This is a genomic window from Okeania sp. (assembly GCF_983059655.1).
This window is the reverse complement of sequence record NZ_CEZPJD010000651.1, coordinates 2,661-4,616: the sequence shown is the minus strand read 5'-3', so window position 1 is coordinate 4,616 and position 1,956 is coordinate 2,661. Positions and strand designations below refer to the sequence as shown.

The 1,956-nt window shown below is 37.4% G+C and carries 1 protein-coding gene; it reads left to right on the top strand.

Annotated features, from left to right (window positions below; all coding sequences use genetic code 11):
- Positions 1 to 589: 589 nt before the first annotated feature.
- Positions 590 to 1,956: Ni/Fe hydrogenase subunit alpha (locus tag AC3DU7_RS25985; protein WP_488042173.1), on the top strand; the 1,367-nt coding region annotated here is incomplete at its 3' end.

Below are 1,956 nucleotides of genomic sequence, written 5' to 3'. Positions count from 1 at the left end.
GTTGCGCTGCCGCTTAACCCAACCTACTAAAATTACTTTCCTGTTTCCTTTTAATTAAGGACAATTTTTAAGGCTAACCTAGATATCTTTTTGTTGGGTTGCGCTGCCGCTTAACCCAACCTACTAAAATTACTTTCCTGTTTCCTTTTAATTAAGGACAATTTTTAAGGCTAACCTAGATATCTTTTTGTTGGGTTGCGCTGCCGCTTAACCCAACCTACTAAAATTACTTTCCTGTTTCCTTTTAATTAAGGACAATTTTTAAGGCTAACCTAGATATCTTTTTGTTGGGTTGCGCTGCCGCTTAACCCAACCTACTAAAATTACTTTCCTGTTTCCTTTTAATTAAGGACAATTTTTAAGGCTAACCTAGATATCTTTTTGTTGGGTTGCGCTGCCGCTTAACCCAACCTACTAAAATTACTTTCCTGTTCCCTTTTGAAAATTTTTAACGCCAACCTATACATCTTTTTGTTGGGTTGCGCTCTCGCTTAACCCAACCTACATTAGTTGCTTACTCAAAAAAAATAGCCTTGAAAAATTTATCAAAATCTAGAGATTATTTATTTAATAAAGGAGAAAATAAACTATGTCTAAAACAATAGTCATCGACCCCGTAACTAGAATCGAAGGTCATGCCAAAATATCAGTAATATTAGATGATGCTGGAGAAGTATCCGACTGTAGATTTCATGTCGTAGAATATCGTGGCTTTGAAAAATTTTGTGAAAGGCGACCTTTTACAGAAATGGCAGGAATAACAGCTAGAATTTGTGGTATTTGCCCAGTAAGTCATTTATTAGCCTCTGCCAAAACAGGGGATAAAATTCTCGCAGTGCAAGTTCCTCCCGCCGGAGAAAAATTGCGCAGAATGATGAATTTAGGACAGTTAACTCAATCCCATGCTTTGAGTTTTTTCCATCTTAGTAGTCCTGATTTTCTATTAGGTTGGGATAGCGACCCAGCTAAACGAAATGTCTTTGGTTTAATGGAGGAAAATCCAGATTTAGCTAGAGCAGGAATTCGACTTAGGCAGTTCGGTCAAACAGTCATAGAATTGTTAGGAGCTAAAAAAATTCATGCTGCTTGGGCAGTACCTGGTGGTGTACGTTCTCCCTTATCTGAAGAAGGACGAGAATGGATAAAAAATCGTCTCCCAGAATCTTTTGAAACTACTAATACTGCTATTAGTTTGTTTAAGAGTTTGTTGGATAACGAATTAAAAACTGAAGCTGAAGTTTTTGGCAAATTTCCATCATTATTTATGGGATTAGTTGGCGCAAATGGTGACTGGGAACATTACGGCGGAAAACTCAGGTTTACTGATAGTGAAGGTAATATTGTTGCTGATAATTTAAGCGAAGATAATTATCAGGAATTTTTAGGGGAAGCGGTGGAAAGTTGGTCTTATTTGAAATTTCCCTATTACAAACCAATGGGTTATCCTAATGGCATTTATCGTGTCGGACCTCTTGCTCGTTTAAATGTTTGTTCCCAGATAGGTACAGAAAAAGCAGACCGAGAATTAAAAGAAATGAAAGAGCGGGTAGGTGGTGTTCCTACTTCTTCTTTCTTCTATCATTATGCTCGTTTGATCGAAATTATTGCTTGTTTAGAAAGAATTGAACAATTGATAGATGACCCGGATATTGTTTCTCCTCGCACTCGCGCTACTGCTGGTATTAACTGTCTGGAAGGAGTGGGAGTTAGTGAAGCGCCAAGAGGTACTTTATTCCATCATTACAAAGTAGATGAAAATGGGATTATTCAGAAAGTAAATATGATTATTGCCACTGGTCAAAATAATCTGGCAATGAATCAAACTGTTACTCAAATAGCCAAACATTATATTCACAATAATCAAATTCCAGAAGGAATGTTAAACAGAGTTGAAGCAGGTATTCGAGCTTACGATCCTTGTCTGAGTTGTTCGACTCATGCAGCAGGTAAAATGCC